At 66.1% G+C, this 24,891-nt stretch carries 27 protein-coding genes and 3 pseudogenes; 20 read left to right on the top strand and 10 right to left on the bottom strand.

The window, feature by feature from the left end:
- Positions 1–9 precede the first annotated feature (9 nt).
- The 4 genes from ACUTAF_RS10350 to ACUTAF_RS10335 all read right to left on the bottom strand — a co-directional run bounded on the left by ACUTAF_RS10350 (position 10) and on the right by ACUTAF_RS10335 (position 6,981).
- Positions 10–1,398 (bottom strand): efflux transporter outer membrane subunit, encoded by a 1,389-nt coding sequence (locus tag ACUTAF_RS10350; RefSeq protein WP_445579871.1) that lies wholly within the window; start codon positions 1,396–1,398, stop codon positions 10–12.
- Positions 1,395–4,574 carry an efflux RND transporter permease subunit gene (locus tag ACUTAF_RS10345; protein WP_445579870.1) on the bottom strand — a complete coding sequence of 1,060 codons (3,180 nt, stop codon included), beginning with the start codon at positions 4,572–4,574 and terminating at the stop codon, positions 1,395–1,397. Before ACUTAF_RS10345 ends, ACUTAF_RS10350 begins: the two co-directional genes overlap by 4 nt.
- Positions 4,575–4,644: 70 nt before the next feature.
- Complete coding sequence (gene mexE / locus ACUTAF_RS10340) at positions 4,645–5,883, bottom strand: multidrug efflux RND transporter periplasmic adaptor subunit MexE (RefSeq protein WP_445579869.1); 1,239 nt, start codon at positions 5,881–5,883, stop codon at positions 4,645–4,647.
- Positions 5,884–6,066: 183 nt separating this feature from the next.
- The gene (locus ACUTAF_RS10335) at positions 6,067–6,981 is read right to left on the bottom strand and encodes a LysR substrate-binding domain-containing protein (protein ID WP_445579868.1); all 915 of its coding nucleotides are present in this window, start codon (positions 6,979–6,981) and stop codon (positions 6,067–6,069) included.
- A 238-nt stretch (positions 6,982–7,219) separates the two neighbouring features.
- Here ACUTAF_RS10335 and ACUTAF_RS10330 point away from each other — a divergent pair, with 238 nt between their 5' ends.
- The 14 genes and pseudogenes from ACUTAF_RS10330 to queF all read left to right on the top strand — a co-directional run bounded on the left by ACUTAF_RS10330 (position 7,220) and on the right by queF (position 16,458).
- Positions 7,220–8,245, top strand: a complete 1,026-nt coding sequence (locus tag ACUTAF_RS10330) for a zinc-dependent alcohol dehydrogenase family protein (RefSeq protein WP_445579867.1) — start codon at positions 7,220–7,222, stop codon at positions 8,243–8,245.
- A gap of 294 nt (positions 8,246–8,539) precedes the next feature.
- Positions 8,540–9,433 carry a chemotaxis protein CheV gene (locus ACUTAF_RS10325; RefSeq protein WP_445579866.1) on the top strand — a complete coding sequence of 298 codons (894 nt, stop codon included), beginning with the start codon at positions 8,540–8,542 and terminating at the stop codon, positions 9,431–9,433.
- Between the two features lie 166 nt (positions 9,434–9,599).
- Positions 9,600–10,052, top strand: a complete 453-nt coding sequence (locus tag ACUTAF_RS10320; protein ID WP_445579865.1) for a hypothetical protein — start codon at positions 9,600–9,602, stop codon at positions 10,050–10,052.
- Between the two features lie 10 nt (positions 10,053–10,062).
- Positions 10,063–10,506 carry a DUF421 domain-containing protein gene (locus ACUTAF_RS10315; protein WP_445579864.1) on the top strand — a complete coding sequence of 148 codons (444 nt, stop codon included), beginning with the start codon at positions 10,063–10,065 and terminating at the stop codon, positions 10,504–10,506.
- Positions 10,507–10,697: 191 nt separating this feature from the next.
- Positions 10,698–10,847, top strand: a pseudogene (locus tag ACUTAF_RS10310) (con-10 family general stress protein); the annotation flags it as partial.
- Positions 10,848–11,044: 197 nt separating this feature from the next.
- Complete coding sequence (gene galU / locus ACUTAF_RS10305; protein ID WP_445579863.1) at positions 11,045–11,923, top strand: UTP--glucose-1-phosphate uridylyltransferase GalU; 879 nt, start codon at positions 11,045–11,047, stop codon at positions 11,921–11,923.
- Positions 11,924–11,996: 73 nt separating this feature from the next.
- On the top strand, positions 11,997–12,851 hold the full coding sequence (locus ACUTAF_RS10300) for an SDR family oxidoreductase (protein WP_445579862.1): 855 nt from the start codon (positions 11,997–11,999) through the stop codon (positions 12,849–12,851).
- A 313-nt stretch (positions 12,852–13,164) separates the two neighbouring features.
- Positions 13,165–13,326, top strand: a pseudogene (locus ACUTAF_RS10295) (con-10 family general stress protein); the annotation flags it as partial.
- 76 nt (positions 13,327–13,402) lie between these two features.
- Entirely contained in the window at positions 13,403–13,873 is a 471-nt protein-coding gene (locus tag ACUTAF_RS10290; RefSeq protein ID WP_445579861.1) for a hemerythrin domain-containing protein, read from the top strand.
- A 78-nt stretch (positions 13,874–13,951) separates the two neighbouring features.
- Positions 13,952–14,248, top strand: a complete 297-nt coding sequence (locus ACUTAF_RS10285) for a hypothetical protein (RefSeq protein ID WP_445579860.1) — start codon at positions 13,952–13,954, stop codon at positions 14,246–14,248.
- A 17-nt stretch (positions 14,249–14,265) separates the two neighbouring features.
- Positions 14,266–14,559 (top strand): annotated as a pseudogene (locus ACUTAF_RS10280) (glutathione-dependent formaldehyde dehydrogenase); the annotation flags it as partial.
- A 121-nt stretch (positions 14,560–14,680) separates the two neighbouring features.
- Positions 14,681–15,025 carry a YgaP-like transmembrane domain gene (locus ACUTAF_RS10275; RefSeq protein ID WP_445579859.1) on the top strand — a complete coding sequence of 115 codons (345 nt, stop codon included), beginning with the start codon at positions 14,681–14,683 and terminating at the stop codon, positions 15,023–15,025.
- Between the two features lie 46 nt (positions 15,026–15,071).
- Positions 15,072–15,494 (top strand): hypothetical protein, encoded by a 423-nt coding sequence (locus tag ACUTAF_RS10270; protein ID WP_445579858.1) that lies wholly within the window; start codon positions 15,072–15,074, stop codon positions 15,492–15,494.
- 133 nt (positions 15,495–15,627) lie between these two features.
- A complete protein-coding gene (gene queF / locus ACUTAF_RS10265) occupies positions 15,628–16,458 on the top strand; it encodes an NADPH-dependent 7-cyano-7-deazaguanine reductase QueF (RefSeq protein WP_445579857.1) in 831 nt (276 codons plus the stop codon).
- 70 nt (positions 16,459–16,528) lie between these two features.
- Here queF and ACUTAF_RS10260 read toward each other — a convergent pair whose 3' ends face one another.
- From ACUTAF_RS10260 to ACUTAF_RS10250, 3 genes are all read right to left on the bottom strand, one after another.
- On the bottom strand, positions 16,529–16,795 hold the full coding sequence (locus ACUTAF_RS10260) for a DUF4404 family protein (protein WP_445579856.1): 267 nt from the start codon (positions 16,793–16,795) through the stop codon (positions 16,529–16,531).
- A gap of 118 nt (positions 16,796–16,913) precedes the next feature.
- A complete protein-coding gene (locus tag ACUTAF_RS10255) occupies positions 16,914–17,633 on the bottom strand; it encodes an HAD family phosphatase (RefSeq protein WP_445579855.1) in 720 nt (239 codons plus the stop codon).
- 80 nt (positions 17,634–17,713) lie between these two features.
- Entirely contained in the window at positions 17,714–18,124 is a 411-nt protein-coding gene (locus ACUTAF_RS10250; protein ID WP_445579854.1) for an acyl-CoA thioesterase, read from the bottom strand.
- A 107-nt stretch (positions 18,125–18,231) separates the two neighbouring features.
- On the opposite strand from ACUTAF_RS10250, the gene ACUTAF_RS10245 reads away from it, so the two are divergent.
- The gene (locus tag ACUTAF_RS10245) at positions 18,232–18,933 is read left to right on the top strand and encodes an MlaA family lipoprotein (protein WP_445579853.1); all 702 of its coding nucleotides are present in this window, start codon (positions 18,232–18,234) and stop codon (positions 18,931–18,933) included.
- A gap of 58 nt (positions 18,934–18,991) precedes the next feature.
- Here the strand turns inward: ACUTAF_RS10245 and ACUTAF_RS10240 are convergent, their stop codons facing one another.
- The gene (locus ACUTAF_RS10240; RefSeq protein ID WP_445579852.1) at positions 18,992–19,291 is read right to left on the bottom strand and encodes a PilZ domain-containing protein; all 300 of its coding nucleotides are present in this window, start codon (positions 19,289–19,291) and stop codon (positions 18,992–18,994) included.
- Positions 19,292–19,507: 216 nt separating this feature from the next.
- On the opposite strand from ACUTAF_RS10240, the gene rssB reads away from it, so the two are divergent.
- A complete protein-coding gene (gene rssB, locus ACUTAF_RS10235; RefSeq protein WP_445579851.1) occupies positions 19,508–20,692 on the top strand; it encodes a two-component system response regulator RssB in 1,185 nt (394 codons plus the stop codon).
- On the top strand, positions 20,689–21,183 hold the full coding sequence (rssC, locus tag ACUTAF_RS10230; RefSeq protein ID WP_445579850.1) for an anti-sigma factor antagonist RssC: 495 nt from the start codon (positions 20,689–20,691) through the stop codon (positions 21,181–21,183). Before rssB ends, rssC begins: the two co-directional genes overlap by 4 nt.
- A gap of 63 nt (positions 21,184–21,246) precedes the next feature.
- Here rssC and tal read toward each other — a convergent pair whose 3' ends face one another.
- A complete protein-coding gene (tal, locus tag ACUTAF_RS10225; RefSeq protein WP_445579849.1) occupies positions 21,247–22,173 on the bottom strand; it encodes a transaldolase in 927 nt (308 codons plus the stop codon).
- A gap of 173 nt (positions 22,174–22,346) precedes the next feature.
- On the opposite strand from tal, the gene ACUTAF_RS10220 reads away from it, so the two are divergent.
- On the top strand, positions 22,347–22,670 hold the full coding sequence (locus ACUTAF_RS10220; RefSeq protein ID WP_445579848.1) for a Fur family transcriptional regulator: 324 nt from the start codon (positions 22,347–22,349) through the stop codon (positions 22,668–22,670).
- On the opposite strand, the gene dusA is transcribed toward ACUTAF_RS10220, so the two are convergent.
- Entirely contained in the window at positions 22,640–23,650 is a 1,011-nt protein-coding gene (gene dusA / locus ACUTAF_RS10215) for a tRNA dihydrouridine(20/20a) synthase DusA (protein WP_445579847.1), read from the bottom strand. The genes ACUTAF_RS10220 and dusA overlap by 31 nt on opposite strands.
- 258 nt (positions 23,651–23,908) lie before the next feature.
- Here dusA and ACUTAF_RS10210 point away from each other — a divergent pair, with 258 nt between their 5' ends.
- Both ACUTAF_RS10210 and ACUTAF_RS10205 read left to right on the top strand, forming a co-directional pair.
- Complete coding sequence (locus ACUTAF_RS10210) at positions 23,909–24,076, top strand: hypothetical protein (protein WP_445579846.1); 168 nt, start codon at positions 23,909–23,911, stop codon at positions 24,074–24,076.
- Entirely contained in the window at positions 24,060–24,833 is a 774-nt protein-coding gene (locus ACUTAF_RS10205) for an SDR family NAD(P)-dependent oxidoreductase (protein WP_445579845.1), read from the top strand. Before ACUTAF_RS10210 ends, ACUTAF_RS10205 begins: the two co-directional genes overlap by 17 nt.
- The last annotated feature ends 58 nt before the right edge of the window (positions 24,834–24,891 follow it).

Below are 24,891 nucleotides of genomic sequence, written 5' to 3'. Positions count from 1 at the left end.
AGGAGGGCGTCAGGCCTGCGGCTGCCAGCCGCCGCCGAGTGCCTTGTAGATCGCGACTATGCCGCTGTACAGCTCGACCTCGGCCAGCGCCTGGGCGTCTTCGGCAGCCAGGCGTTCGCGTTCGGCGTCCAGTAGCACGAGGAAATCCACCGTGCCTTCGCGGTAGCGGATCGCCGCCTGTTCGGCGGCGGCGCGGCTGGCCTCGGCCTGGCGCAGCAGCGAGAGCAGGCGCTGCTGACGCTTGGCATAGTCGCTGAAGGCGTTCTCTGATTCTTCCAGGGCCAGTAGTACCTGCTGTTCGTACTGCGCCAGGGCGCCATCGGCGTCGGCCTCGGCACCGCGCAGGCGGGCGCGCACGCTGCCGAGGTCGAAGGCCGCCCAGCTGATGGCCGGCGCCACGCTCCAGGCATTGGCCGCCGCCGCACCCAGTTGCGAGCCGCGGCCGGCGGTAAAGCCGAGGAAGCCGGACAGGCTGACCCGCGGGAACAGGTCGGCGGTGGCCACCCCGACATTGGCGGTGGCCGCGGCCAGCTGGCGCTCGGCGACGCGCACGTCCGGACGGCGGCGCAGCAGCTCGGCGGGGTCGCCGATCGGCAGGGCCTTGGCGATCACCGGTAGGGGCCGGGGCGACAGGTCGACGCTCAGCTGTTCCGGGCGCTGGCCGAGCAGGGTGGCGATACGGTGACGGGCACGCGCCTCTTCGGCCTGCAGCTGCGGCAGGCTGGCCTCGGTGGCGGCCAGGCGCGCATCGGCGCGCAGCACGTCCAGTTCGCTGCCGATGCCGGCGTCGCGCAGCTGCTCGGTGAGGGCGCGCGACTGGCTCTGGTTCTTCAGGTTGTCGCGGGCGATGCGTTCGCGCAGCTGCGCGCCGCGCAGGTTGCCGTAGGCGTCCACCAGCTCGGCGATCAGGCTCACCTGCAGCTGGTACAGCTCGGCCTCGGCGGCCTCGCTCTGCGCCTCGCTGGCCTCGATGCTGCGCTGGATGCGGCCGAACAGGTCGAGCTCCCAGGCCATGTCCAGGCCCAGGTCGTAGCGCTCCTGGCGGATGCGCTGCTCGCTGGTGGGCGGCTGCTGGGCCTTGCCGAACTCGCCGCTGGCGCGGCTGGTGATCACCGGCAGCTGGTCGTTGCCGACATCGTCGCGGATGGCGCGGGCGGCGCGCAGGCGGGCGAAGGCCACGCGCAGCTCGCGGTTCTCCTCGAGCGACTGCTGGACCAGCTGGCTCAGGGTCGGGTCGTCGAACTGCTGCCACCAGGCCGCCTCGAAATCGGTACGGTCGTAGTCGCCGGCTTCCAGGGCCTCGATGCGCGCCGGCGCGGTGTCCGGCGCCCGGTAGTCCGGGCCGACGGCACAGGCGCTGACCGCCAGGGCGAGCAGGGCGGGAATCAACGGCTTCATGCATGCACCTCCTGCAGGCGAGAGGCTTTCCTCGCTTCGCGCTTCTCCACGAAGGCGCGGATCAGCACGTAGAACACCGGGGTCAGCAGCAGGCCGAAGAAGGTCACGCCGATCATCCCGCTGAACACCGCCACGCCCATGGCATGGCGCATCTCGGCGCCGGCACCGCTGGAGAGCACCAGGGGCACCACGCCCATGATGAAGGCGATGGAGGTCATCAGGATCGGGCGCAGCCGCAGGCGGCAGGCCTCCAGCACCGCGCTGATGCGATCCAGGCCTTCTTCCTGCTTCTCCTTGGCGAACTCGACGATGAGGATGGCGTTCTTGCACGCCAGGCCCACCAGCACGATCAGGCCGATCTGGGTGAACACGTTGTTGTCGCCGCCGGCCAGGATCACCCCGGTGATGGCGGAGAACAGCACGGTCGGCACGATCAGGATCACCGCCAGCGGCAGGCTCCAGCTCTCGTACTGGGCGGCCAGCACCAGGAAGGCCAGCAGCACGCAGAGCGGGAAGATGAAGATCGCGGTGTTGCCGGCGAGGATCTGCTGGTAGGTCAGCTCGGTCCACTCGTAGGTCATGCCGTTGGGCAGTTCCTCGTCGAGCAGCTTGGCGATGGCCGCCTCGGCCTGGCCGGAGCTGTAGCCGGGCGCCGCCGCACCGTTGATCTCGGCGGTGAGGAAGCCGTTGTAGTGCATCACCCGGTCCGGGCCCGAGGCACTGTCGACCTTGACGAAGGTGGACAGCGGGATCATCTCGCCACGGTTGTTGCGCACCTTGAGCTGGCCGATCTGCTCGGGCTCCAGGCGGAACTGCTGGTCGGCCTGGACGTTGACCTGGTAGGTGCGGCCGAAGCGGTTGAAGTCGTTGGCGTACAGCGAGCCCAGGTACACCTGCATGGTGTCGAAGATGTCGCTGATGGCCACGCCGTGGGTCTTGGCCTTCTCGCGGTCGATGTTGGCATCGATCTGCGGCACGTTGACCTGGTAGCTGGTGAACACCGACATGGGGTTCAGCTCCGGCAACTGGCGCGCCTTGTTGAGGATGTTCTGGGTCTGCGCGTACAGCTCCTCGTAGCCCAGGCTGCCGCGATCCTGGATCTGCAGGCGGAAGCCTCCGATGGTGCCGAGACCCTGCACGGGCGGCGGCGGGAAGATGGCGATGTAGGCGTCCTGGATCTCGGCGAACTGGGCGTTCAGCTCGGCGGCGATGGCATTGGCCGACAGCGACGGATCACTGCGCTCGTCGAACGGCCGCAGCGGGGTGAACACGATGCCGCTGTTCGGGCTGTTGGTGAAGCCGTTGATCGACAGGCCCGGGAAGGCCACGGTGTTCTCCACGCCCGGGTGCTTGCCGGCGATCTCCGACATGCGCTTGATCACCGCCTCGGTACGGTCGAGGGTGGCGGCGTCCGGCAGCTGGGCGAAGGCCACCAGGTACTGCTTGTCCTGCTGCGGCACGAAGCCGGTCGGGGTGCTGGAGAAGCCCAGGTAGCCGAGCACCAGCAGGCCACCATAGACCAGCAGGGCGATCGAGCTACCACGCAGCACGCGCTTCACGGTGCCGACGTAGCCATGGCTGGCGCGGTCGAAGAAGCGATTGAACGGGGCGAACAGCCAGCCGCCGAACAGCTTGTCGAGCACGAGGGAGAAGCGGTCCTTGGGCGCGTGGTGGTCCTTGAGCAGCACGGCGGCCAGGGCCGGCGACAGGGTCAGCGAGTTGAACGCCGAGATCACGGTGGAGATGGCGATGGTCAGGGCGAACTGCTGGTAGAACTGCCCGGTGAGGCCGGAGATGAAGGCGGTCGGCACGAATACGGCACACAGCGCGAGTGCCGTTGCGACGATCGGGCCGGTCACTTCCTTCATGGCCTGGCGAGTGGCTTCCACCGGCGACTTGCCGAGGCCGATGTTCCTCTCGACGTTCTCCACCACGACGATGGCGTCGTCCACCACGATGCCGATGGCCAGCACCAGGCCGAACAGCGACAGGGCGTTGAGCGAGAAGCCGAACAGGTGCATCACGGCGAAGGTGCCGATCAGTGACACCGGCACGGCGGCCAGCGGGATGATCGAGGCGCGCCAGGTCTGCAGGAACAGCACCACCACCAGCACCACCAGCACGATGGCCTCGAGCAGGGTGTGCACCACCGCCTCGATGGAGCCGCGCACGAAGATGGTCGGGTCGTAGACGATCTCGTAGTCCACGCCCTGCGGGAAGCTCTGCTTCAGCTCGGCCATGCGCGCGCGAACCGAGTCGGAGATCTCGATGGCATTCGAGCCGGGGCGCTGGAATACCGGGATGGCCACGGCCGGCTGGTTGTTCAGCAGCGAACGCAAGGCGTACTGGTTGGAACCCAGCTCGACGCGGGCGATGTCCTTCAGGCGGGTGATCTCGCCATCGTCACCGGCACGGATGATGATGTTCTCGAACTCTTCCTCGCTGACCAGACGGCCCTGGGTGTTGATCGACAGCTGGAAGCTGTTGCCGGCGTCCGAGGGCGGCGCGCCGAGGGCGCCGGCGGCGACCTGGCGGTTCTGCTCGCGGATGGCGGCGACCACATCTGAGGCGGTGAGGTTGCGCGAGGCCACCTTGTTCGGGTCGAGCCACACGCGCAGCGAGTAGTTGCCCATGCCGAACAGCTGCACATCGCCAACACCGTCCAGGCGCGCCAGCTCGTCCTTGACGTTGAGCGCGGCGTAGTTGGACAGGTAGAGCATGTCGTAGCGCTGATCCGGCGAGGTCAGGTGCACCACCATGGTCAGGTCGGGGGAGGCCTTGTCCACGGTCACGCCGAGGCGCTGCACCTCGGTGGGCAGGGTCGGCATGGTGCGGGTCACGCGGTTCTGCACCTGCACCTGGGCGTTGTCCAGGTCGGTGCCGAGGGCGAAGGTGATGGTCAGGGTCAGCTTGCCGTCGGCGGTGGACTGCGACGACATGTAGAGCATGCCTTCCACGCCGGTGATGGCCTGCTCCAGCGGCGAGGCGACGGTCTCGCCGATCACCTTGGGGTTGGCGCCGGGGAAGTTGGCGCGCACCACCACGGTGGGCGGCACCACTTCCGGGTATTCGCTGATCGGCAGCTGGAACAGCGAGATGGCGCCGCCGATCAGGATGATCAGCGACAGCACCGCGGCAAAGATCGGCCGCAGCACGAAGAATTGCGAGAAATTCATGGGACTGTCCTCGGGCACTGGTGCGCATGGCGCTCCCTATGCAGGGAGCGCTGCGCGCACCACGGCGTAATCAGCTGCGCGGGGTTTCGCCGGCGTTGTTCTTGCTGGCCAGGCGCGGGGCCTGAGCGCCATCCACGGCCTGGCGCATCTGCGCCAGCTGGGCCAGGGCAGCGGCGTCGGCCATCGGCACGGCCTGCGGGTCGACGGTGGCGCCCGGCATGGCGCGCTGCAGGCCGTTGACCACGATCTTCTCGCCCTTGGCCAGTCCGCTGCGGACGATGCGCAGGCCTTCGAGCTTCGGCCCCAGCTCGACGGCGCGATAGGCCACCGCGTTGTCCTCCCCGAGCACCAGGACGTACTTCTTGCCCAGGTCGGTGCCGACCGCCTCGTCCTTGATCAGCGCGGCGGGGTAGGCCGCGCTGCCGACCAGCTTCAGGCGGGCATACAGGCCCGGGGTGAAGCGGCCATCGGCGTTGTCGAACACCGCGCGGCCACGGATGGTGCCGGTGCGCGGGTTGACCTGATTGTCGAGAAAGTCCAGCTGGCCCAGGTGCGGATGGCCGTCCTCGCTGGACAGGCCAAGGTACACCGGGCTGGCGCCGCGGGCGTCGCCGCCGGCCTGGCGGGCCAGCTCGAGGTACTTGAGGAACACCCGCTCGTCGGCATCGAAATAGGCATAGACCTTGTCGGTGGAGACCACCGAGGTCAGCAGGCTGTCGCCGGCGCCGACCAGGTTGCCCTCGGTGATCTCGGCGCGGCTGACGCGACCGTCGATGGGGGAGGTGACGCGGGTGAAGTCGAGGTTGAGGCGGGCATTGTCCAGCTCCGCCTGAATCGCTGCGACCTGGGCCTGGGCCTCGGTGGCAGCGCTGGCGCGGGCGTCGGCCAGTTCGGCGGAGATGGCATTGCTCTGGCGCAGGCGCTCGCCGCGGCGGGCCTCGCTATTGGCCCGGGTCAGGCTGGCACGGGCCTGTTGCAGTTGGGCCTCGAGGCGCTTGACCTCGGCCTGGAAGGGGCGCGGATCGATCTGGAACAGCAGATCGCCTTTTTTCACTAGGCTGCCTTCGGCGAAGGCCACCTTGTCGATGTAGCCGGATACGCGCGGGCGAATCTCCACCGACTGCGGCGCCTCGAGGCGACCGGTGAACTCGTCCCACTCGTTGATCGGCTGCTCGATCACTTCGGCGACGCTGACCTTGGGCGCCGGCATCTGCGGCATGGCTTCAGGCGCCTGGCCACAGGCGCCGAGGACCAGAACGGCGGCGAGCGCCAGGGGCAATTTCCAGATGTTGTTGTCGGGCTGTTCCATGGGAGATTCCGCCAGTCGAAGTTGTGGATGGGCGGAGTCTGCTGCGGCGGCTCGGCGAGGACGAATCGAACGCCGCGAAGTTGAATATCAGCGCTAATGATTATTGGCGGACTTATCTAGTCGCCGCTCGATAATGGGGCGCGAAGATGCCGCGAGGCCCGTTTCCAGGGCGGGCGGAGACGCTCAGAGGCTATCCGGGTCGCCGCAGAACATCTGGATGCGCGAGCGTAGCCAGCGTTCGGCCGGGTCGTTGTCCTGGGCACCACGCCAGGCCATATGCAGTTCGAACGACTGGGTCTCCAGCGGCAGCGGCTCGGCGCGCAAGCCACCGGCGGCCGTGAGCGCGGCGGCGGTATAGTCCGGCACGCTGGCGACTATGTCGGTGCCGGCGAGCAGCGTGCCGAGGCCGTTGAACTGCGGCACGGCCAGTACCACGTGGCGCTTGCGCCCGAGCTTTTCCAGCTCGTCGTCGATGAAGCCGGTCAGGTCGCCGGCGAAGGACACCAGCGCGTGCGGGCGCGTGCAGTAGTCGTCCAGGCTCAGCGCCCCGGGTACCGAGTCGGCGCGCAGCAGGCGCGCCTTGCTGCGGCGCAGCACCTTGCGCTTGGCGTTGGCCGGCAGGTCGTCGGTGTAGGCGACGCCCACGGAGATCTCGCCGGAAGCCAGCAGCCCCGGCATCAATAGATAGTTGGTGCGCCGCACCACCAGCACCACGCCCGGCGCCTCGGCGCGCAGGCGGCGGAGCAGGGCGGGCAGCAGGGCGAACTCGACGTCGTCGGACAGGCCGATGCGAAACACCGCGGTGCTGGTGGCCGGGTCGAAGTCGGCGGCGCGGCTGACCGCGGTGGAGATCGAGTCGAGCGCTGGCGACAGCAGGGCGAAGATCTCCTGGGCCCGCGGCGTCGGTTCCATGCTGCGCCCGGTGCGCACGAACAGCGGGTCGTCGAACAGCCCGCGCAGGCGGGCGAGGGCAGCGCTGATCGCCGGCTGGCCGAGGAACAGCTTCTCCGCGGCGCGGGTCACGCTGCGCTCGTGCATCAGCGTCTCGAAGACGATCAGCAGATTGAGGTCGAGGCGGCGCAGGTCGTTACGGTTCATCCGGTTACCATCCGAAGGAGCGGGCCTTGTCAGCACGGCACGGCAAATGAGAGCCTTGCCGCGCAATAGTACGGGCAGTACGGGCTCGATTGAAAGGCGCCTGGCAGGTCGGGACTAGCCGCCGGATCACTGCCAGGCATGTGCACTATCGATGCCGGCGGGTGGTGCCACCGGCGATCTGGGGATAGAGTCCACAGGCAATGAAGTGTTAATCCGTGATCAGAGCTCGAGGTAAGCGATGTCCCGCATGATCCGTTTCCACAAGTTCGGCGATGCCGAGGTGCTCCAGTACGAGGAGGTCCCGACCCCCGTGCCTGGCCCCGGCGAGGTGCTGGTGCGCGTCCAAGCCGTGGGCCTGGGCTGGAAGGACGTGCTGTGGCGGCAGAATCTGGCCGCCGAGCAGGCGCAGTTGCCGGCGGGAACCGGCTACGAACTGGCCGGCACGGTCGCCGTGCTGGGCGAGGGCGTCGAGGGCCTCGAGGTGGGCACCCCGGTAGCCGGCTTCCCCGCCGGTACGCCGAACCGCTACCCGACCTGGGGCGACCTGGTGCTGATACCCAGCCATGCCCTGACCCGTTACCCCGACGTGCTCACCCCGGTGCAGGCCAGCGTGCACTACACCGGGTTACTGTTCGGCTACCTGGCGCTGGTCGATCTGGCGCAGCTCAAGCCCGGCCAGCACGTGCTGATCACCGAGGCCAGCCACTGCATGGCGCCGCAGACCGTGCAACTGGCCAAGGCGCTCGGCGCCAGGGTGATCGCTGCCACCGGCTCGGCCGACGACCGCGAGTTTCTCCGTGGCCTGGGCGCCGACAAGGTGGTGGTCACCGAGGAACAGGACCTGGTACTGGAGGTCGAGCGCTACACCGAAGGCAAGGGCGTGGAAATCACCCTCGACCAGTGCGCCGGCCCGCAGATGAAGCTGCTCGGCGATATCGCGGCGCCGCGTGGCAAGCTGATCCTCTACGGGGTCAACGGCGGCAATGACACGGCGTTCCCGGCCTGCGCCGCGTTCAAGAAGCACCTGCAGTTCTACCGGCACTGCGTGCTGGACTTCACCGGCTGCCCGGAGCTCGGCATCGAACCCAACAGCGAGGCGGTGCAGCGAGCGCTGCAGCATATCAACCAGCTGACCGCCGACCGCCTGCTGGTGCCGGTGATCGACAAGGTGTTCGCCTTCGAGGATTTCGTCGCGGCGCACCGCTATATGGAAACCTGTCCGAATCGTGGGCGGGTGGCGCTGGAGCTCGCCGCGGATAAATAGGCGTCGAAAACACGAGGGCGGCGACTGCCGGCACGCAGACGGTAGCGCGAAGCGGAAAGTCCGAGCCGGGCGCCAGTTCAGTACCGCTGGCGGCCCCGCAAGAACAGGCGAGGACAGCTCGGAGTCGCGATCGACTTTACGAGTCGCATGAGCAGCACCTGCTTCGCTCGCCCGTCGGGTAAGTCTGCGGCGGCACCGCAACAATCACGGCGTAGGTAGTTTTTCAACGGCCTGTTAAAGTCCGCGGTCGCCTGGTCGTTATATCCTGCAGGTTCTCAGTCCAAGGATCGTTTCATGTCCCTCGTCACCGGTGACGCGCTGTCGCTACTGTTGTTCCGTCTGCACAGTGGCAGGCTGTTGGGCATCAACCTGCTCAAGGTCAACGAGATCATTCCCTGTCCCGCCCTGACCAAGCTGCCCAACCGTCACCCCAACGTGCGCGGCATCGCCACCCTGCGCGGTTCGGCGCTGACGGTGATCGACCTGGCTCGCGCCATCGGCGAGCGCAGCGCCTCCAACGAGGACGAGGGTTGCCTGATCGTCACCGAGCTCAGCCGCTCGCGCCAGGGCCTGCACGTCAAGAGCGTCGAGCGCATCGTGCAGTGTTCGACCCGCGACGTCCGCCCGCCACCTGCGGCCAGCGGCAAACGTGCCTTCATCACGGGGGTGACGCAGATCGACGGCGCCATCGTGCAGATACTCGACATCGAGAAGGTGCTGCATGACATCGCCCCGGTGCTGGACGAGGCGCCGCTGGAGCAACTACTCGAGGCCGAGGACAGCGGGCTGCTGCAGGGGCGTCGGGTGCTGATCGTCGACGATTCCCAGGTGGCGCTGCAGCAGACCCTCAACGTGCTGCGCCAGCTGGGGCTGGACTGCACCGCGGTGCGCAGTGCCCAGGCCGCGCTGCAGCAGTTGCAGGCGCACGGCCAGTCCGGCATGCCGTTCGAGTTGCTGGTATCCGATATCGAGATGCCGGAGATGGATGGCTACGACCTGGTGCGGGAGATCCGCCGCAGCGCCGAGCTCGCCGCTACCTACGTGCTGCTGCACACCTCGCTCGACAGCACGATGAACACCGAGAAAGCGAGATCGGTGGGCGCCAACGCGGTGCTCACCAAGTTCTCCTCGATCGACCTGACTCAGGCGCTGTTGCAGGCTTTCCGCCAGATGAACCGGCGAAGCTAGGCTCTACCTCGTTTTCCGTTCGCCCGCCCTCGGCGTTCGCCGGGGTAACGGCTGCTCGTCGGTATTTGCTGATCTTCGTCGGTCCCCACGGTCACAGGGATATCAACGGGAGATCGACATGCGCGGCAATGAGGCGGACAACCGAAGCGGGCCGGTTGAGGAGGACATGCCCCTGCAGCTGTGGGTATGGCGAATAGAGAGAGCGGGCTGGTACGCACTGCTGTTGCTGGTGATGCTGGCGCTGCTCGGGCTGTTCTCCAAGGGCCCGCTGAGCGATGCGACGGTGACCGGCTCGCTGGGCCACCTGCAGGTGGACTACCAGCGCTTCGCCCGCGGCGGGGCGACCTCGCAGCTGGTGCTGACTCTGCGTGAGACAGCCACGCAGGCGCAGATCTTCATCTCGAGCGAGCTGCTCGAGGGTTACACCATCGAGTCGATTCAGCCGGCGCCGCTGGCCGGCAGCAACGGCGAGCAGGGCGGCTTGCGCCTTGCCGTCGCCACCGAGCAGGGCGCCGCCCGCCTGAGCCTGATCCTGCGTGCCGAGGGGGTGGGGCGCTTTGACTCCTGGATCGGGGCCGGCGGCGAGCGCGTCGAACTGAACCAGTTCATCTACCCCTGAGGAGCTCGTCATGGACGCCGTTCTGCGTGCCAGCGCCATCTATCTCGCCCTGCTGATCCTGTTCAAGCTGGCCGGCAGGCGTTCGCTGGCGCAGCTCAGCACCTTCGATTTCGTACTGCTGCTAATCATCGGCGAGGCGACTCAGCAGGCGCTGCTGGGCGAGGATTTCTCGGTCACCAATGCGGTGCTGGTGATCGCCACGCTGATCGCTATCGACGTCGGCGCCTCGTTGTTCAAGCGGCGCTCGTCCGTCTTCGCCCGCCTGCTCGACGGTTCGCCGACCATTGTGGTGGACAACGGCGTGCCGCTGCAGTGGCGCCTGAGCAAGTCCAGATTGAAGCTCGACGACGTGATGGAGACGGCCAGGGAAAACGGCCTGGAACGCCTCGACCAGATCAAGTACGCGATCATCGAACGTAACGGCAAGATTTCCATCATCCGCCAGCCCGAATGACCCGCCGAACGAGCGCAGCGGTGCGCCGGCGCCGGCCTCGCGACAGTCACTACCGCTCGTCAGGCGCCGGCCAGCGCAGCGTAGAAATAGGCTGAACATCAAACGGCGGCGTTTTCTCCAAGCAAGGGCATGGGCAATGTTGCCCAGCGATCTAAGCGACAGGAGATACCGAAATGGCTAACAGCAATCCAGGTAACTTTGCCAACGATCGAGAAAAAGCCTCCGAAGCTGGCAAGAAAGGCGGTCAGAACAGCGGGGGCAACTTCGCCAATGACCGCGAGAAGGCTTCCGAGGCCGGACGCAAAGGCGGTCAACACAGCCATGGCGGCGGTCGCCACTAGACCTCGCCGTAAACCCGGGGAGGCCCGTTGCGGGCCTCCTTCCTTTCTCCTTCCCGACATTCGGATCGTCAACGGCGCGTTGCGTATCGGCGCCAGCCTATCCCTGTCCGCATGACGAGGGGCGAATAATCCTTGAACCCGGCAACAAATGGACAGGTCAGCTTTAACTACTGACCCCTACTTTTCGGTGCTAGCCAATGATCAAGAAATGCCTGTTCCCCGCTGCCGGCTACGGAACCCGTTTTCTGCCCGCGACCAAGTCGATGCCGAAAGAGATGCTTCCGGTGGTCGATACCCCGCTGATCCAGTACGGCGTGGAAGAGGCGTTCGAAGCCGGCCTGACGCAGATCGCCATCGTTACCGGCCGCGGCAAGCGCTCGCTGGAGGACCACTTCGACATCAGCTACGAGCTGGAGCACGAGATCTCCAATACCGGCAAGGAAAAGTCCTTGAGCGGTATCCGCCACCTCATCGAGGCCTGCACCTTCTCCTACACCCGCCAGGTCGAGATGAAGGGCCTCGGCCATGCGATTCTCAGCGGGCGGCCGTTGATCGGCGACGAGGCCTTCGCCGTGGTGCTGGCCGACGACCTGTGCCTGAATCTCGAGGGCGATGGCGTGCTGGCGCAGATGGTCAAGCTCTACGAGCAGTTCCGCTGCTCCATCGTGGCGATCCAGGAGGTGCCCGCCGACGAGGTGTCGCGTTACGGCGTGATCGCTGGCGAGGCGATCCGCGACGATATCTATCGCATCGAGAGCATGGTGGAGAAACCTCGGCCGGAAGACGCGCCGTCCAACCTCGCCATCATCGGCCGCTATATCCTCACCCCCGACATCTTCGCCCTGATCGAACAGACCGAGCCGGGCAAGGGTGGCGAAATCCAGATCACCGACGCCCTGATGAAACAGGCTACCCAAGGCTGCGTGCTGGCCTACAAGTTCAAGGGTCAGCGCTTCGACTGCGGCTCCGCCGAGGGCTACGTCGAGGCCACCAACTTCTGCTTCGACAACATCTACAAGGCCCGCTCCAAAGCCGCCAAAGCACCCTCGCCGGCCCCTCGTCTCGAAGCGGTCTAGCCGCAACATCCCCTTTTCGCAACCAGCCCTCGGCGCCTGGCGCCGAGGGCTCGGCCCAGTGGAGGACAGTCCGATGGACGAGAAAACCCTGCCCGCCCAGCACCAGGACCGACAACCCGGCCTGGAACACGAAATGAACCCGCAGCCGATCTACCTGGCCAACGACTACCGGCCAGCCGGCAAGCTCGCCGGCAAGGTGGCGATCGTCACCGGCGGCGACAGCGGCATCGGCCGCGCCGTGGCCGTGCACTACGCCCTGGAAGGCGCCCAGGTGGCGCTGGTCTACCTGAACGAGGACGAGGATGCGCGCGAGACGCTGGCCCAGGTCACCCGGCACGGCAGCCAGGCCATCGCCCTGGCCGGCGACGTGGCGCAGGCCGAGTTCTGCCAGCGCATCGTCGCCGAGGTGATCGCCAAGTGGGGACGGCTCGACATCCTGGTCAACAACGCCGGCGAACAGCATCCGGAAACCGACCTGCAGGAGATGGACGAGGCGCAGTGGAAGCGGACCTTCCGCACCAACATCTTCGCCATGTTCCAGCTGACCAAGGTCGCGCTGGCCCACCTGCAGGCCGGCTCCAGCATCATCAACACCAGCTCGGTCACGGCCTACAAGGGCAACCCGATGCTGCTGGACTACTCCTCGACCAAGGGGGCGATCACCTCGTTCACCCGCTCGCTGGCGATCAACCTGGCACCCAAGGGCATTCGCGTCAACGGAGTCGCCCCGGGGCCGATCTGGACGCCGCTGATCCCGTCCACCTTCAGCGCCGACAAGGTCGCCAAGTTCGGCGCCGACACGCCGATGGGCCGGCCGGGGCAACCCGCCGAGGTGGCTCCCGCCTACGTCTACCTGGCCAGCCGCGACGCCTCCTACGTCACCGGGCAGATGCTGCACATCAATGGCGGCAGCGTGGTCAACGGCTGAGTGGACGCACCCGGGGCGCCGAGCCGCCGGACTTGCTCGAGCCCGAGGCGCGGCGCCCGCGGTGGGCGCACCGGCAACTTCAAGCGATGCTAAGTTGCAACTTTCGGGTAATCCGCGGCGCCTTTTATATTCGCCTAAGTTGCGTGCGGCAGTGTGCTTAAGTTGCGGCACCTGTTCGGCGCAATGCCGTTTAATAGAGTCGATCTGAATGGGAGGGAATTTGCTTGAACCACTGTGGAGGCGAGTTGCCTCAGTTTATGTAGAGGCAATAAGGCCTCTGCGCAAACAGTATCAGGAGGGCCATGATATGGCTGGCAACAACAATCCGGGTAACTTTGCCAACGACCGCGAAAAGGCTTCGGAAGCTGGGCGTAAGGGCGGTCAGAACAGTGGCGGCAACTTCGCCAACGACCGCGAGAAGGCGTCCGAGGCCGGGCGCAAGGGTGGCCAGAACAGCCACGGCGGCCGTAACTGAGTGCCGTCTCGCCAGGGCCCGCCGCTTGGGCCCTGGCGCTTGACCCGCGATTGCTAACTTTGCCGAGGAGTTTGCGATGAATGCCATCGAGCTATTGAAGAAGGATCATGAAACAGTCAAGACGTTGCTCAAGCGTCTTGAAGAAACCACCGAGCGGGCAATAGAAACGCGCAAGAAACTCCTGCTCAAGATCGAGGAGGAGTTGCATATCCATACCGCTCTCGAAGAGCGGATATTCTATCCGGCATTCAAGCAGGCCGGTGCCAAGCACGAGGCGGTGCTCAGCAGCGAAGCGAAAGAGGAACACCGCGCAGTGGAGGCGCTGGTATTGCCCGATATCAAACAGACTTCGCCGTCGACCATCGAATTCGCCGGCCGGGTCAAGGTGCTCAAGGAACTACTCGAACACCATATCGAGGAAGAAGAGGGCGATATGTTCCCGCAGGCGGCCAAGCTGCTGGGCAAACAGCGTCTCGGCGAGCTGGGCGAGGAAATGGACACGCTGCGCAAATCCCTGCAGGGCGAGCGCCGCGCCGCGGCGGGTTGATGAAGCGGCGAACTTGTTCGCTGCTTCATGCCGCCACGCCGACAGGAGTCGCGCCCTGCGGGCGAACGGCCGGTTGAGGTGAGCGAGCAGCTCGGGACTCTGCAGAACCGCTGGCGCACCAAGCGCCAGGGCCTGCGCGGCCCGTTCATCGACCCGGCGACGCGCCGCGCGGTGCCCTTCGCCAGCTGGCTGGACGACCTGCTCGAACAGCTGCTGCTGCCCTATACCGCCGAGGACGAGCCCCCGACCTTGCTCCACGCGCGCACCCTGGCCCGCGAGGGCGGCCGCGCCGAGGCGCAATTGCGCGCCTACCGCGAGGCGCGCGCGGTCGCCTGCAGCCATGCCAGGCGCTGGCCGGTGTGGTCGACGAACTGATGGCGCAGACCGAGCGGCGCCAGTGCATCGCCGCCGTGCGCCGCAGCGGCACGGTGAGCGTGCCAGGGGTGTATGCCGGGTTCATCCACGGCTTTTTGTTCGGTGATGCCTTCGACAAGGGGCTGACCTTCAGGATGGGCCAGACCTAGGTGCATCCCTTGCTGCCACGCTTGCTCAAGCACATCCAACGGGGCGAGTTGAGGCCGGAAATCATCATCAGCCACCGCATGACGCTCGCCGACGCGGCGGAAGGCTATCGCCTGTTCGATCGCAAGCAGGACGACTGCCGCAAGGTCATCCTGCGTCCCTGAATCGGCCGCCGCCCGACCGATAGGGGGAACCTTTGCGCCCCCGGCGGCCTTCTAAATTTCACCTGGGGCGGCTTTCGCCGCCCAATGCACAGGCTCGCTCACCATCGCAGGAGGTAACGACATGACCCCATTCAGCCAGAATATCCACCGCGTGGAACGCGTCATCTCCATCGCCACCGGGGTATCCGCCATCGTCGGCGGGGTCTACCGCGGCGGCGTGCCGGGCATCCTCGCGGCGCTCGGTGGGTTGGCCGTGGTGCAGCGCGGGCTCAGCGGCCACTGCGTGGTCAAGGGCCTGGTCTCCGACGCCGAGGCCGAGCTCCGCTGCCTGCGCCAGCGCGTCAACGAACTGCGCGCCGCCTTGCCGGACACCAACCAGGCGCGTGCCGGCAACCGTGCGCAGGACGCCCGCCTGGACCACGCCGTCGAGGAAACCTTTCCGGCCAGCGACCCGATCTCGCCCTGAGCGCGAACCGGCCGCCATCCTTCAGCCAGCGATGCGGAGAAGCACGATGAGCAAGCAGACGCCAGGCCCGCGGGCCCCGAGCATTCCTGACGACGCCCTCGACTTCACAGGCGAAGACGAGGGGCGGGCGTTGGGCCAGCCACCTTTCGACGAGGTCGAGCGACCCGCCGGCAAGCCGGCGGACGAGCCCGGTCTGACCGGCGGGGCCACGCTGTCGGAAAGCGAGCACGAGGACAATGTCAGCCTCGATGATCTCAGCCCCGACACCCTGTTCGACCAGAGCGGCGCGCGCTCGCCGCTGGAGCCGGGCGACGACGGCCCCGCCGACGAACAGCTGCGCACGGTCGAGGACAGCGAGATCGGCGCCGGTGGCGGTCTGGACGAGGCGGAACTGGGCCGCTCCGCGCCGCTGGACGGCAAGCCCTGGACGGATGAGGTCGCCCCTGTCGACAGGCGCCGCGAACGTTAGGTCTCCTGGGCGCGCCGCTGGTGCAGGAGCCAGGCGCGTCGGCGGTGGGTGTTGGCGCGCGCCCGGAGCCTCAGGACAATCGTCGGGCAAGCCAGTAAACTTGCCGGGATTTTCGCCAGTCCGGACCTCCAACATGCAGCACCCCGCCGAACACTCGCCACTGGGCAAAACCAGCCAGTACATCGCCGACTACAGCCCCGAACTGCTGTTCCCCATCCCGCGCGCGGCGAAATGGGCCGAGCTGGGGCTCGATGGCGACAACCTGCCTTACCAGGGCGTCGATTACTGGAACTGCTACGAGCTGTCCTGGCTGCAGCCCTCGGGCAAGCCGGTGGTGGCGGTCGGCGAGTTCGCCATCCCGGCCGACTCGCCGAACATCATCGAGTCCAAATCCTTCAAGCTCTATCTCAACTCGCTGAACCAGACAGCCTTCGCCAGCTGGGACGAGGTACAGGCGACGCTGACGCGAGACCTGTCGGCGGCGGCCGGCAAGCCGGTGGCGGTGCGCCTGCGTCGCCTCGCCGAAGTCGAGGCCGAAGGCGTGGCGGCCTTGCCCGGAACCTGCATCGACGAGCTGCAGATCAGCGTCAGTCAGTACGACCGTCCGCAGCCGGAGTTGCTGCGCTGCGACTCCGCCCAGGTGGTGGAGGAGAGCCTGCACAGCCACCTGCTCAAGTCCAACTGCCCGGTCACCGGCCAGCCGGACTGGGGCAGTCTGGTGGTGCAGTACCGCGGCGCTGCTTTGGAGCATGCCAGCCTGCTGGCCTATCTGGTGAGCTTCCGCCAGCACGCCGACTTCCACGAGCAGTGCGTCGAGCGCATCTTCCTCGACCTGCAGCGCCTGCTCGAGCCGCAGGCGCTGACCGTCTATGCGCGCTACGTACGCCGCGGCGGGCTGGACATCAACCCTTACCGCAGCACGGCTGCGATCGCACCGGACAACGTTCGCCTGGTGCGCCAGTAAGCGGCTTCGGTCTGCTCCAACGAAGATGCCGCCGGCCTGGCGAGGGGCGAGCGGCATTCGTCGGTCGGGCTCAGATGCCCATATTGGCCAGGCTCTGCATGATGTTGCGCAGGGTGCCGGCGAGGGTAGGATGGCTGGCCTCGAAGCGCTCCACCGCCAGGTGGACGCCGTCGACCAGCGTGGCATCGGGGGCGGCGGCCGCGTGGCGCGCCAGTTGCGCTTCGATCTCCTGGGTCAGGACATAGAGCGATGCCCGCTCTTCCTCGCTGAGCGGCGGATCCTGGGCCAGTTGGTCGCGCAGGGTTTCCAGTTGCTGCTGCAAGTCTCGTGCTGGCATGGGGTTCTCCCTTGTCGAATCGGCATGGACATTGACCTCGACCGGTGGCCGATGGTTTCTGCCTGTGTTCAAGGGTAATCCAAGCGCGCGGGCTTTGCCTGATCGGATCAAGCGCCGATCAGGGCTTCTCGCCTTTCTGGCGTCGTATGCCGATGTCGTCCAGGCTCGCCTCGATCTCGCCGACGTGGTCGACTACCGAATGGGCGCCCAGCCGATACAGCTCCAGCGTGGCCTGCGCCCGGAGCCTATCCCGCTCAGAGCCGGCCAGCGCCTGCCAGTCGCCAGGTGTCAACCCGCACAGCGGACCGCTGGCGGCCAGGCCGACGGTCCAGCAGCCGGCATTGAGTCCCGCGCGCAGCAGCAACGGATTGCCGCTGACAAGCACACAGCCCTCCAGGCGATCGACCCGCAACCGGCTGAGCGCCTGCCAGCAGAGATCCGGTGCGGGCCAGGGGCGGGTGGTGCGGGGCGTCAACCCCTCGACAGATACGGGCAGGGCCTGGGCCAGGCGTGGACTGGCCCCGCCGCCCAGGCCGTCCAGCCAGATCCAGGGCGTGCCCTGGGCCTCGAGGCGCGCCAGCAGCTGCGCGGCGCCTGGCGCGAGCTCGGCATGCTCGCCGGCGGCTTGCGCCAGCGTCTGCTCCAGCTCCTGTACCTGCTCGGCGCTGGGCGGCTCGCCGAGCAATTCGGCCAGGGCCTGCTGCGGGGTATTCAGGACATTTGGTGGTTCAAGTTCGGGGTGCAGGCGTTGCAGGCTGACTGGCAGCGTGCGAGCGCCGAAGTCGACCAGGCAACCGGAGAGTTCGAAGAGCAGGGCGGTGGGGGCGGTGCGGGGCATGGGGTCTTCCGTCGCGGGAACCGCACCAACGTACTGCAGGCAGATGACCGCTGGATGACGGGCGGATGACCGCGCCGCGTTCAGGCATCGTCCCAGAGCGCTCTGACATGCTGCGGCAGCGGCACCGAGCGACCGCTGGCGTGCTCGATCCAGACCAGCTTGCAATAGCCCTCGCCATAGATGGCGTGCGGATCCTCCAGGGTCGAGAGGCGATGCTCGAGTACCAGGCTGCTGCGGCCCAGTGTGCCGGCGAAGAGCTCCACTACCACCGTGGCGGGATGGACCACAGGTTTAAGGTAGGTGTGCAGGGTTTGCAGGACCACGGGCCCGAGCGGCGCATTGGTCATGGCCACGCCGGCCCGTTCGAGCCAGGCGATGCGCGCCTCCTCCAGGTATTGCATATAGAGGATGTTGTTGACGTGTCCGTAGCTGTCCATGTCGCCCCAGCGCACGGCGATATGGGCGGTGTGCAGTAGTGTCTTATTGCTCATCGTGTTCGTCCGTTATGCTGCCCATTCGCAGGTTCCAGGCTTTATACTTCGCGGCCTCTGCGGCCGCTGGCGGGTGGCCACCCTACTTTTCTCAAGGAGAGACTGCAATGCATGTGATCGGTGCTCGCTGGATCGTGCGCCTGGGCGGCCTGATGGCGCTCCTCGGGGCGCTATTGCCTGCCGTGAGTCAGGCCGCATCGGAAGAAGACCCCTGGGAGGGCTTCAATCGCGCCATGTTCCGCTTCAACGATACGCTCGACACCTATGCGCTCAAGCCGCTCGCGCAGGGCTATCAGAAGGTCACCCCGCAGTTTCTCGAGGACGGCGTGCACAACGTCTTCGGCAATATCGGCGATGTTGGCAACCTGGCCAACAACCTGCTGCAGGGCAAGCTGCACGACGCCGGCGTGGACACCGGCCGCCTGATCTTCAATACCACCTTCGGCCTGCTCGGTTTCTTCGACGTGGCCAAGCAGATGGGCCTGCAGAAGAGCGACGAGGACTTCGGTCAGACCCTCGGAGCCTGGGGCTTGCAGAGCGGCCCGTACCTGGTGATCCCGTTCCTCGGCCCGAGCAGCGTGCGCGATGCCGGCGGCAAGGTGCCGGACAGCCTCCTGACCCCCTACCCACACATGGATCATGTGCCGACGCGCAACGTTACCCGTGGCGTCGAGGTAATCGATACCCGAGCCAGCCTGCTCTCGGCGGAGAAGTTGATCAGCGGCGACAAGTACATCTTCATCCGCAACGCCTACCTGCAGAACCGCGAGTTCCGGGTCAAGGACGGCGAGGTCGAAGACGACTTCTGATATTTCGCGGCGGGATGAAAAAAGGCGGCCTTGGCCGCCTTTTTCGTCAGTGCAGATGTCAGCTCATCGACAGGATGGCCAGGCCCAGCGACTGGCGGCCATCTCCCAGGTCCGAGACGCGCACCACCTCGGCCTGGGCATCGAGACCGGCCAGCTCGCTGTGCTCGGAAGGAATATGCACCGTGACCTTGTCGCCCGTACGCAGTGTGGCCTCGGCCTCCAGTTGCATGCCGGTACTGGACAGATCCAGGCACATCGCGGGAATTTCCCGGCCGGCGTGATGCAGTATGACTGGCGCGTCCAGTCGCATGCGGATGTAATCGCGCTTCTCGCTGTAGGCCCGATCGCTCTGACTCATGGACGCCGTCCTCGTCTTATAGGATTCTCCTACGGCCCTTATAACCTTCGCCGATTTGCCCTGTAAAGTCGCGCCGCGACGGCCGGAGCCGGCTTGAATCGGCCGACGGATGGGAGTACCGTCTGCCCCTTGAAATCGCCTGGACGGGCCAGACAAGGCACTTGTTCCGGGCATGTGAGCCAACAATCCGCCCGGCGCCGTTTGCCTGGATACCCCATGCACAATACCAGTGCCACTCTGCTGATCATCGACGACGACGAGGTCGTGCGCGCAAGCCTCGCGGCCTACCTCGAGGACAGTGGCTTCGAGGTGCTGCAGGCCGCCAACGGCTTGCAGGGGCTGGAAGTGTTTCAGCAGGCCAAGCCCGACCTGATGATCTGCGACCTGCGCATGCCGCAGGTCGATGGCCTCGAACTGATCCGTCGGATCAACGCCCTCGGCGTCGAGGTACCGGTCATCGTGGTGTCCGGTGCCGGCGTGATGAACGACGCGGTGGAGGCCCTGCGCCTGGGCGCTGCCGACTACCTGATCAAGCCCCTGGAAGACCTCGCGGTGCTCGAGCACTCGGTGCGACGCGCCCTCGATCGCTCGCGCCTGCGCCTGGAGAACCAGCGCTATCGCGAGAAGCTGGAGGCGGCCAACCGCGAGCTGCAGGCCAGCCTGCACCTGCTGCAGGAAGACCAGAACGCCGGACGCCAGGTGCAGATGAACATGCTGCCGGTCACGCCCTGGCAGGTCGACAGCCTGACCTTCGCCCACCAGATCATTCCGTCTTTGTACCTGTCCGGCGATTTCGTCGACTACTTCCGTATCGACGAGCGACGCATCGGCTTCTACCTGGCCGATGTCTCCGGCCACGGTGCCTCGTCGGCTTTCGTCACCGTGCTGCTCAAGTTCATGACCACGCGCCTGCTCTACGAATGGCGGCGCGGCGGCACGCTGCCGGAATTCAAGCCTTCCGACGTGCTGGGGCATATCAACCGGGGCCTGATCAACTGCAAGCTGGGCAAGCATGTGACCATGCTCGGCGGGGTGATCGACGAACAGAGCGGGCAGTTGACCTACAGCATTGGCGGGCACCTGCCGCTGCCGGTGTTGTTCGAAGGCGGGAAGGCGCGTTATCTGGAAGGTCGTGGCTTGCCGGTGGGGCTGTTCGAAGAGGCCGAGTACACCGACCATCTGCTGCCGTTGCCGGAGTCCTTCAGCCTGACGCTGCTATCGGACGGCATTCTCGACCTGCTGCCGGGCGAGACGCTCAAGGACAAGGAAATGGCGCTGCCTCAACTGGTTAGCCAGGCCGGCGGCACGCTAGACGGCTTGCGTCAAGTTCTCGGGCTGGCCAAGCTCGGCGAGATGCCGGATGATATCGCCTTGCTGGTGTTAAGCAGGAACCTTGCATGAATCCTGGGACAAGCCCCGGTCGTATCCAATTCGCCGAGCAGGACGGTACCTTCGTTCTCAAATTCGTCGGCGAAGTGCGTCTGACGCTCTGTTCGGCGCTGGATGCCACGATTGAAAAGATCTTCACCGCGCTGAACTTCTCGGCCATCGTCATCGACCTGACAGAAACCCGCAGTATCGACAGCACCACCCTCGGCCTGCTGGCCAAGCTGTCGATTCTCTCGCGGCAGAAGATCGGCCTGTTGCCGACTGTGGTCACCACCCACGACGACATCACCCGTCTGCTGCAGTCCATGGGGTTCGATCAGGTCTTCAATATCGTCGATCGGCCGGTCGCCTGCCCGGAGGCGCTGGACGACCTGCCTTCGCAGGATCAGTCCGAAGAAGTGGTCAAGGCCAAGGTACTGGAGGCTCACCGAATCCTCATGGGGCTCAATGACTCCAATCGCGAGGCCTTCCACGACCTGGTGAGCGCCCTCGAACGACATTGACAGGCAGGCCACGAGAAAAGGGGCGACCGTTTATGCGGCCGCCCCTTTTTGTTGTCCGTCGTCTCAGGCCCTGGCGGCGAGCAGAGCCTCGAGCTTTTCCTGATCGCGGGCGAACAGGCGAATGCCTTCGGCAAGCTTCTCGGTGGCCATGGCGTCTTCGTTCAAGGCCCAGCGGAAGGCGCATTCGTCCAGGTTCTGGCGCGGCTCGCCAGCTGCTCCCGGTGCCAGTTTGCGGGGTAGCGGGCCCTGTTCGTCGGCCAGTTGCTGGAGCAGCTCGGGGCTGATGGTCAGGCGGTCGCAGCCGGCCAGTTGCTCGATCTGCCCGAGGTTGCGGAAGCTCGCGCCCATCACCACGGTCTGGTAGTCGTTGGCCTTGTAGTAGTCGTAGATGCGCGCCACCGAGCGTACGCCCGGGTCTTCGACGCCAGTGAAGTCACGGCCTTCCGCCTTCTTGTACCAGTCGTAGATGCGGCCGACGAAGGGCGAGATGAGGAACACCCCGGCATCGGCGCAGGCCTGGGCCTGGGCGAAGGCGAACAGCAGGGTCAGGTTGGTCTGGATGCCGGCTTTCTCCAGTTGTTCGGCGGCGCGGATGCCTTCCCAGGTCGAGGCGATCTTGATCAGTACCCGCTCGCGGCCGATGCCGGCCTGCTCGTAGAGGCCGATCAGGCGCTCGGCGCGGCGCAGGGTGGCATTGGTGTCGAAGGACAGGCGGGCGTCCACTTCGGTGGAAATGCGCCCGGGGATCACCTTCAGGATCTCCTGGCCGACGGCTACGGCGAACTGGTCACAGGCCAGGCCGAGGTCGCCTTTGCCGGCGCTCACGGCGCCGCTCAGCAGGTCGGCGTAGCGTGGCAGGGCTGCGGCCTTGAGCAGCAGGGACGGGTTGGTGGTGGCATCCACCGGTTGCAGGCGGGCGATGGCGTCGAGATCGCCGGTGTCGGCAACCACTGTGGTGAATTGCTTGAGTTGTTCCAGCTTGGAGGTCATGGCGAGGCCTTGTCGTTGCGGATGTCCCGACCTTACCCGAGCGGCCCGGATGGCTCAACGGCCGTCGTCGCGGCGAGTGGATTTACACCTGGGGCTGCGCTTTTCGTCCTCCCGTTCGTCTTACTGGTAACCGCCCCAGGGTCGATGCGGTCCAGCTATCAAGGAGCCAGTACATGACGAGTCCAGCCTGCCAGATCGCGCCACGGCCCGCCGCCGATATCCGCCAGCTTCGCCAGTTGCTGCAAGCGGTCGGGCTGCGCTGCAGCTTGCCGCGGCTGAAGGTGGTCGAGGCGTTGTACCGTGTCGATGGCGAACAGGGGATTTCCAGTCGGGATCTGCATCGCCGGCTCAGCGAAGCTGGCGAACTGCTTTCGCTGGTCAGCGTGCGGCAGGTGCTGCGCCGCATGCAGGACGGCGGCATGGTCCAGGCCGTGGGGCGCAGCCGCTACTGCCTAACGCCGCCGGATCAGTGCCCGCGCAACAGCTCGGCGGCCTGATCGAGCAGGGCCAGTGGGTCCTTGACCTTGTGGATGTCCACCGACAGCAACTGGCGGAAGCGCCGCGCGCCGGGGAAGCCCTGGGCCAGGCCGAGCACGTGGCGGGTGATGTGATGCAGCGTGCCGCCCTCGCGCAGATGCTGCTCGACATAGGGACGCAGGGCGAGCAGGGCGTCCATGCGGGTGATGCCGGTGGCAGCGGCGCCGAACAGGCGGCTGTCCACCTGCGCCAGAAGGAATGGGTTGTGGTAGGCCTCGCGACCGAGCATCACGCCGTCGAATGTCGCCAGGTGCATCTCACATTCTTCCAGGGTCTTGATGCCGCCGTTGAGGATGATCTCCAGGTCGGAAAAATCCTTTTTGAGTTGCGCGGCCACCTCGTAGCGCAGCGGCGGTACCTCGCGGTTCTCCTTCGGCGACAGCCCTTCGAGGATGGCGATGCGCGCGTGCACGGTGAAGCTGCGGCAGCCTGCATCGCGCACCTGGCCGACGAAGTCGCACAGCTCGGCATAGCTGTCGCGGCCGTTGATGCCGATGCGGTGCTTGACCGTAACCGGGATGCTCGTCGCATCCAGCATGGCCTTGACGCAGTCGGCCACCAGCGCCGGATGCCCCATCAGGCAGGCGCCGATCATGTTGTTCTGCACCCGGTCGCTGGGGCAGCCGACGTTGAGGTTCACTTCGTCGTAGCCGTGCTGCTCGGCCATCTTCGCGCAGGCGGCGAGGTCCTGTGGGTTGCTGCCGCCCAACTGCAGCGCCAGTGGGTGCTCGCACTCGCTGTAACGCAGAAAGCGCTCGCGATCGCCATGGATCAGCGCGCCGCTGGTGACCATCTCGGTATACAGCAGGGCATGCCGTGACAGCTGGCGCAGAAAGAATCGGCAATGGCGGTCAGTCCAATCCATCATCGGCGCCACGGAGAAGCGGCGGGACAGGGCAGGGCGCGTGGTTGCTGGGTTTGAGGCTGATTCTAGAGGCATTGGTTCAGGTCGGTTGAAGGCCGAAAAGGCTTGTTTGGCCTGCTTTTTGCGCATGTGGTGCTGAAATTTAGCACTGGTGATGAGCCATATGGGAGCGATCACTCGGCGCGTGAACAAAAGCGGGCAGACCGAGTACAGGGTTCAGATTCGGCTGCGCCGCAAGGGAGTCATAGTCTACCAAGAAAGCCAGTCCTTCGATCATAAGCCGGCTGCCCGCGCCTGGATGATGAGGAGGGAGGCCGAGCTGGCAATGATTGGTTGTACGGCAACGGGGGCGACGATGTGCTGTATGGCGCAGAGGGATCAACTACCCATTGTTGGAGCCCTAGTCTCAATGGACGATCAAGCTGCCTGGTGCCCTGGCTAGACTGCAGGAAGGTTCAACCATCAGGACAAGAGAGGTCGCAACATGGCTCGTCTGCATAACAAGGTCGCGGTAGTCACCGGCGCCGCTTCGGGTATCGGCCTGGCCTGCGTCAGGCGCTTTGCTGCCGAGGGCGCCCAGGTGGTGGGGCTGGATGTCGGCGAGCCGTCTGAGGCGCTGCTCGAAGATCTGGCCAAGCTGCGGCCGATGCCGAGATTCTTCGCCCTCGACGTGCGCGATGAGGCGGCGGTACAGCGCTGCATGGCCGAGGTGCGCGAATGTCATGGGCGCATCGATGTGCTGGTCAATGCCGCAGGGGTGGCCAGCCAGGGCAGCATAACCGCCACCAGCACCGAGGAATGGCGCCGAGTGCTGGACATCAACCTGACCGGCAGCATGCTCACCAGCAAATACGCGCTGCCGGCCATGCTGGAACAGCGCGGCGGCTCGATCATCAACTTCGGCTCGATCTTCGGCGAGCAGGGCTGTGGCGACAACACCGCCTACAACGTGTCCAAGGGCGCCATCGGCCAGCTGACCCGCTCCATGGCCATCGACTATGGCCATGCCAATGTGCGGGTCAACGGCCTCTGCCCGGGGCTGATCGAAACGCCGATGTCGCACATGGTGCGCGAGAACCAGGCGTTCCACGATTTCTTCACCTCGCAGCACATGCTCTGCCGCAGCGGCCAGCCGGAGGAGGTGGCCAATGTCGCGCTGTTCCTCGCCAGCGACGAGGCGTCTTTTGTCAGCGGGCAGATGATCTGCGTCGATGGCGGCTTTTCCGCCGGCCGCCGCTTCGCTACGCCGCAGTTCTAGCGCTCGGAGTTTGCTGGTGGAAAACGCTGCGCGGTTTTCCACCCTACGCGAGCTCCTG

Source organism: Pseudomonas sp. SP16.1, assembly GCF_052682975.1.
Note: the sequence above shows the minus strand (reverse complement) of the source record. Positions and strands in the feature narration are given on the sequence as shown.